This window comes from Synechococcus sp. R8-2 (assembly GCF_047461715.1).
GTDB lineage: Bacteria > Cyanobacteriota > Cyanobacteriia > Thermostichales > Thermostichaceae > Thermostichus.
Window position 1 is genome coordinate 1 of sequence record NZ_JANSHQ010000153.1, and the last position, 6102, is coordinate 6102.

General features: G+C 59.8%; 7 protein-coding genes. 2 read left to right on the forward strand and 5 right to left on the reverse strand.

All coding sequences use genetic code 11. The features are described 5' to 3' along the window. Positions 1 to 1029 (reverse strand): BMP family protein, encoded by a 1029-nt coding sequence (locus NW819_RS04340; protein WP_099812061.1) that lies wholly within the window; start codon positions 1027 to 1029, stop codon positions 1 to 3. Positions 1030 to 1430: 401 nt separating this feature from the next. On the opposite strand from NW819_RS04340, the gene NW819_RS04345 reads away from it, so the two are divergent. Further along, entirely contained in the window at positions 1431 to 2762 is a 1332-nt protein-coding gene (locus NW819_RS04345) for an amidohydrolase family protein (protein WP_414412998.1), read from the forward strand. Here NW819_RS04345 and NW819_RS04350 read toward each other — a convergent pair. The 4 genes from NW819_RS04350 to NW819_RS04365 are packed head-to-tail and all read right to left on the reverse strand — an operon-like array spanning position 2709 to position 5074. Beyond that, positions 2709 to 3167, reverse strand: a complete 459-nt coding sequence (locus tag NW819_RS04350; RefSeq protein ID WP_414332474.1) for an FxLYD domain-containing protein — start codon at positions 3165 to 3167, stop codon at positions 2709 to 2711. The genes NW819_RS04345 and NW819_RS04350 overlap by 54 nt on opposite strands. A gap of 31 nt (positions 3168 to 3198) precedes the next feature. Then, positions 3199 to 3825: a 5-formyltetrahydrofolate cyclo-ligase gene (locus tag NW819_RS04355; protein WP_414412999.1), complete on the reverse strand. Its 627-nt coding sequence runs from the start codon at positions 3823 to 3825 to the stop codon at positions 3199 to 3201. 44 nt (positions 3826 to 3869) lie between these two features. Beyond that, positions 3870 to 4334: an FKBP-type peptidyl-prolyl cis-trans isomerase gene (locus tag NW819_RS04360; RefSeq protein ID WP_414413000.1), complete on the reverse strand. Its 465-nt coding sequence runs from the start codon at positions 4332 to 4334 to the stop codon at positions 3870 to 3872. A gap of 59 nt (positions 4335 to 4393) precedes the next feature. Then, positions 4394 to 5074: a hypothetical protein gene (locus tag NW819_RS04365; protein ID WP_011432060.1), complete on the reverse strand. Its 681-nt coding sequence runs from the start codon at positions 5072 to 5074 to the stop codon at positions 4394 to 4396. A gap of 75 nt (positions 5075 to 5149) precedes the next feature. Here NW819_RS04365 and NW819_RS04370 point away from each other — a divergent pair. Further along, positions 5150 to 6102: cobalt-precorrin 5A hydrolase (locus NW819_RS04370; RefSeq protein WP_414413001.1), on the forward strand; the 953-nt coding region annotated here is incomplete at its 3' end.

Sequence of the window (6102 nt, forward strand, 5' to 3'; positions counted from 1 at the left end):
TCAGAGGGTGGACTTGGGTTCGCTGTCATCGATGGCCACAACAAAAGACCCCGCCAAAATCTCTGCCTGCCGCTGCATCACCTTAGCTTTCAGTTCAGCCGGAACTTTGTCGGCAAAGGTTCCCCAGTCGGAGAGGCTGGATCCCCCATATTTCATCATGCTGTAGATCCCGTAGTCCTCTGCCTTAAACTCTCCGGCCTTCACCGCGGCAATGGCTCTGTCGATGGTGGGTTCCATGTGCCACAGGGCGCTGACCACCACCGTTTCCGGGTAGTCCGGCTGGGTATCGATCACATTGCCGATGGCCAAAACGCCCCTCTCTTTGGCGGCATCAGATACCCCAAACCGCTCTGCATAGAGGATATCTGCGCCGGCATCAATTTGGGCAAAAGCCGCCTCTTTGGCTTTGGGGGGATCAAACCAACTGCCGATAAAGGTGACCAAAAACTTCACCTCCGGCTGCAGTTCCCTCGCCCCTGCCATAAAAGCATTCATGAGGCGGTTCACTTCTGGAATGGGATAGCCCCCCACCATGCCGATGATTTTGGAGCGGGTCAGCCCCCCGGCCACCATTCCCGTCAAATAGGAAGGCTCGTGGATGTAGTTGTCAAACACGGCAAAATTGCTCAGGGCAGGATCCGGCTTGAGGCTGGATCCCATCAAAAAGCTGACCTTGGGATAGTCTTTGGCTACTTCCCGCGCTTCCCGCTCCACCCCGAAGACCTCACCCACCAGCAGTTGGACGCCGCTCTCGGCATACTGACGCAGCACCCGTGGGTAGTCGGTGTTGGAAACTGACTCTGACCAGGTGTAGTCAATATCCCCCCGCTTCTGGGCAGCCATCAAGGCTTTATGGATCCGGCTCACCCACTGCTGCTCAATGGGAACCGTATAAACCCCGGCCACCTTCAGCTTGGTTCCTTGAGCCACCGCGGCATCGCGAACCAACCAGCGGCTCCCCATCAGGCCAGCCACAAAAGCCCCAGAACGCAGGCAGAAGTCCCGCCGGGAGAGTTCTAAACGTGCCATAGTCGCTTCTGTTGAGGTTAGTTCGAGATCGGGTTACTGCTCGGCTTATCCTAAGGGGGAGATCCCTGAAAATATGTATCCTGAAATACAATTTTTTGAGAAGGAGCTTGTTTGTAATGGACAACGAAGTTTCGCTGACGGTTGGAATGGATGTAAGGGCCAAGTCCTCTCAAATCAGCTCTCGATAGATTATCCCTCTGACTACTTGGTTGATATCTTGCACAACCGGATGCTGTTGGGGACTACAGCCCTCTTTTATAAAGTGAGCAATAACCCAATCAACTGGTTTCCTAAATTCGGGCTTTGAGGTAATTTAAGACATCTTTATCTGATTTGGCCTATCATTCAGTCAACTGTAGTTGCTTCTTTCCATCCTAAGTTCAAACAAATAGCCACAACATATGGATCTCATTTTGCGCCGGGCCAACTTGCCGGATGGCCGCAAGGGAATCGATATCGGTATCCAGGGGGATCGCATTGTGGCTCTGGAAAGCAACTTACAAGCCACTGCCCCCCAAGAAATTGATGTCAGCAACCGCTTGGTGTCGCCCCCCTTCGTGGATGCCCACTTTCACATGGATGCCACCCTCACCTATGGGATCCCGCGCGTCAACCAGTCGGGCACCTTGCTAGAAGGGATTGCCCTCTGGGGGGAGTTGAAGCCGCTGTTGACCCCCGAGGCGGTGATGGAGCGGGCCTTGACCTATTGCGACTGGGCAGTGGCGCGTGGGATCCTGGCCATCCGCACCCATGTGGATGTGTGCGATCCCAACCTGTTGGCGGTGCGGGCGCTGCTGGAAGTCAAGCAAAAAGTGGCTCCCTACTTGGATTTGCAACTGGTGGCCTTTCCTCAGGATGGCTACTATCGCTCGCCAGGGGCGGTGCAGCTTCTGGAGAAGGCTCTGGATTTGGGGGTGGAGGTGGTGGGCGGAATCCCCCACTTCGAGCGGACGATGGCCGAAGGGACGGCTTCGGTGCGGGCCCTATGTGAAATTGCAGCAGCGCGGGGTCTGCGGGTGGATCTGCACTGCGACGAGACCGACGATCCGCTTTCGCGCCATGTGGAAACCTTGGCCTACGAAACGCTGCGGCTGGGCTTGCAGGGGCGGGTAGCCGGATCCCATCTAACTTCCATGCACTCGATGGACAACTACTACGTCAGCAAACTGATCCCCCTGATGGCCGAGGCAGAGCTGGGGGTGATCGCCAACCCGCTGGTCAATATGGTCATCCAAGGTCGCCACGATACCTACCCCAAGCGACGGGGGCTGACCCGGGTGCCCGAGCTGATGGCCGCAGGCTTGACGGTGGCCTTTGGTCATGACTGTGTGATGGATCCCTGGTACCCTTTGGGCAGCGGCAACATGCTGGAGGTGGCCCACATGGCCATCCACGCCGCCCACCTGACAGGCTATGAGCAGATGCGCCAGTGTTTCTTGGCGGTTACGGAGAATCCGGCCCGCATTCTGGGGTTGGAAGGCTACGGCCTAGAACCCGGTTGCTATGCCGATCTGGTGGTGCTCCAGGCCGCCGATGCCGTCGAAGCCATTCGCCTGAAACCGGCTTGCCTGTATGTCTTCCGCCGGGGCCGGCTGATCGCCCAAACCCCGCCTGTGGTTGCCCAGCTCCATTTGCCTGAGCGCCCCACCCAGGTGGAGTTCAGCCGCCAGCTTTGGACCTCATCGGCGCACGGTACCGCTGAAGCCGCTGGCCTTGAATTGCTCCAGGGTTAGGGGCAGGGGGCTGGTTATGGGCACCGAGATGCGAATTGAAAAAGGGCTCTCGCCGGGAGGAACTTCTGCAATGGCCCCCAGGCGGGTACGCTCCGGCAGAACCTCGTTGCCGTTGGCATCGTAAAGCCGACCGAAGACATCCGCGTTCAGCAGGGTATTTTTGGAGCGGTTGACCACTGTGCCTTCGACGAACAGGCACCTGGCCGGTATGGGGTTGCCGTTGCTGGTCACCAGGTTGGTGTATTCGGGGGTATCGGGACAGGGGGTGACGTGGAGATCCTTCAGTTGCAGGGGGATCGCCCCAAAGCCCATCAAGAGCACCGCCAATGCCACACAGCCAAAGCTCATGCAGACAAGACGCAGCTTTTGGGTTAGCCACTGCGCCGGCTTCCAAACTTGGCTCATCGTTTTTCCTCCAAGGCCCACCCTCTTTAGTCTAGGGGATCCCCGTCTCGTAGAACCTCTCCTCGGTTTGGATCCCATCCAGGCGCTGATCCCAAGGATCCTGAGGTAGAGGCTGCTCCAGTAGGCAGGCTTGGGGGACAATGCCCCACTTGGGCACACTGGGATCCGGCAAAGCGGCCAAAAAGCGGTCGTAATAGCCGCCGCCATAGCCCAAACGCCTTCCCCAACGATCGCAGGCCAGGGCAGGCACCAGGATCAAATCCGCCTTGCCAGGGTCGATAACTGTGCTGCCGGGAGAAGGCTCCAGCAAGCCCCAGCAGTTGGGGACAAGCTCAGCCGGCTGGTAGCGGTGCCACTGCATTTGCCGCCGCGGCAGACAACGGGGGATCCCCCACTGCTTCTCCGGGAAAAGGACAAACAGGGATCCCAAGTCCACCTCGGAGCCGAAGGCCACATAGGCCAGGATGGTTTTGGCGGCCAAAAGTTGGGGGCAAGAGGCCAAGTGAGCCACTACCTTTTGACTGATGAGGGATCTGTCCAACCTCTGCCGTAGCTGGCGAAAGTGCTGGCGCAGGCGAGCTTTTTCTAGGGCAGGATCTGCTGCCAGAGAACTGGGCCGCCAAGAAGAAGACAGTTCCGGGGAAGGGAGTTCCTGCACAAGCCCAATGCCGCTTGGATATTCGGTCTCTGCAAGATCTGAATCTACTGGATGGCCAGGAGCTCCACTTCAAAGTCCAGGGTGGCGTTGGGGGGGATCACGCCGCCGGCGCCGCGGCTGCCATAGGCCAACTCCGGCGGAATGCGCAAGTAGCGCTTGCCCCCCACTCGCATGGTGGCCAGCCCTTCCTCCCAACCGCGGATGACTTGGCCTACTCCGTAGGTGAAGATAAAAGACTGATTGCGCCTGTAGGAGCTATCGAAGATGGTGCCATCCTGTAGTTTGCCCACGTAGTTCACCACCACCGTTTGCCCCGGCTGAGGCGAAGGCCCACTGCCTTGAGTGATGTCGTAGTATTGCAATCCCGACTCGGTGGTGATGAAGTCCTTGGCTGGGGATTGCACGCTCACCACCGGATTGTCTTTGGCCCGCGACAGAGCCACGGCCGGCTGGCCGCCCCACACCCCGAGCCACAGCAAACACAGCACCAGCAGCAGCACCCGTTTCATCGTTGGCATCCCCCCGCCGCCGACTTTTGGCTTTCTTTTAACAATCTTAGGGGATCCCGTCAGCCTTTCAGTTCGGCAAATTCGATAATCTGACCCTGGTGATCCCGCACCCAAAAGACGAAGGGCTTCTCGGAGCGAATGCTGTTGCGGATCCCTTGTTTGTTGATTCGCTTCAGAAGGGCCTTAAGGGACTCCCGCTCATAGCTGACATGGCGATAGCGAACGCCGCTGCTGCGGCCCGCTGCCGGTACAGTCCCGTAAGCAGAAGCAGATGAGGAGCTAGGCCTAGAGGCGTTGCCGTAGGAACCGGACCCCGCATAGGGATCTGTAGAGCCAGGGATCACGTGCAATTGAACATTGTCGGAGAGTTGGTACCAAAGTCCGGGGGTATCCAATTGGGTGGGCCCAGAGGTGGGACGGGCTTTGGCATCGAAGCGGGGACTGAGGCCAATATCCCCTGGAAAGTAAGCGGATCCTAGGCTGTAGCCGACCATGCTTTGCTCGTAGCCGTAGTAGTACTGCAGGGGCAGCTCCGCTTCCGGCAGTTTCAACACCTTCTCATAAAACCCTCTGGCCTGCTCCAAGTCCGGCACGATGATGGTGTGGACACGGGGAGCGCCACTTAAAAATGTCCACATGGCCCCCCCATAGGCCGATAGCAGCAAAAACATCAGCCCCTTCGTGGAGAGCAAAACCTCCAGGGGGATTAGGGGCAGCATCAGTCCAGGTGGGATGACCATCGGCACTTGTCCCTTCGCGGGTGGCTCTATGTCCAGTATAGGATCCGGGGAGAATCCTGGCCTTGGCCCACCTCGATGAAGCTCGCTCTGTTTGCCCCCAGCCCGCGCGCCCGCCGGTTGGCCAACTCTCTGATCCCGCTCTTGGGCAAGGAGGTGAGCTGCTGGAGCAAAGCTGACCCGCAGGGGCTGCCCTCCCCCTGGCAGGCTTACGGGGATCCCAAGGATCCCACAGCGCCAGGCTCCCTAGCAGAAGCCGTTGCCCAAACCTGGCCCCAGGTGCAGGGCTGTCTCTTCATCTTGGCCGCAGGGTCGGTGGTGCGGCTCATTGCCCCCCTCTTGCAGGACAAGCAGCGGGATCCGGCGGTGGTGGTGGTGGACGAAGCCGGTCGCTGGGCTATTAGCCTGTGCGGGGGACATGTGGGGGGGGCCGATGCCCTGGCGCGGCAGGTGGCCGCTACCTTGGGAGCCCAGCCGGTTCTCACCTCTGCTTCCGAGGGGCTGGGGATCCCGCCTTTGGATTTGCTGGGGGATCCCTACGGCTGGCGGCGGGGCGCTGGAGATTGGAACGGGGTGGCAGCCGCCTTGACGCGGGGAGAGCCGGTGGCCGTTCACCAGACCTGCGGCACGCGGCTTTGGCGACAAGCTTGGCCGGCAGATCATCCCCTAGTGGCCTCCTCTCCTCCCCATCCCGTTGCCCAGATCTGGATTGGGGAATACCTCTCCCCTCCCACGGGGATCCCAACAGTGCACTGGCATCCGCGGGTGCTGTGGGTGGGGGTGGGCTGCGAGCGGGGCACCACCCGCGCTTGGCTAGAGGGATCCCTGCGCCGCCTGTTGCAGGCCCATGGGCTGGCTTTTGAGGCCATTGCCGGCCTGGCCACCCTAGAGCTCAAGCAAGACGAGCCGGGTCTTTTGGAGCTGGCCCAAGCCTATGGCTGGCCCATTGAGTTTTTCCCGGCAGAGGCTTTGGCTGGGATCCCAGTGCCCCACCCTTCGGAGGCCGTTCGGCAGGCGGTGGGCACTCCCTC

Coding starts and splice junctions, on each gene's coding strand:
- NW819_RS04345 (WP_414412998.1), top strand. CDS start 1,431: ATGGATCTCATTTTGCGCCGGGCCAACTTGCCGGATGGCCGCAAGGGA.
- NW819_RS04350 (WP_414332474.1), bottom strand. CDS start 3,167: ATGAGCCAAGTTTGGAAGCCGGCGCAGTGGCTAACCCAAAAGCTGCGT.
- NW819_RS04360 (WP_414413000.1), bottom strand. CDS start 4,334: ATGAAACGGGTGCTGCTGCTGGTGCTGTGTTTGCTGTGGCTCGGGGTG.
- NW819_RS04340 (WP_099812061.1), bottom strand. CDS start 1,029: ATGGCACGTTTAGAACTCTCCCGGCGGGACTTCTGCCTGCGTTCTGGG.
- NW819_RS04365 (WP_011432060.1), bottom strand. CDS start 5,074: ATGGTCATCCCACCTGGACTGATGCTGCCCCTAATCCCCCTGGAGGTT.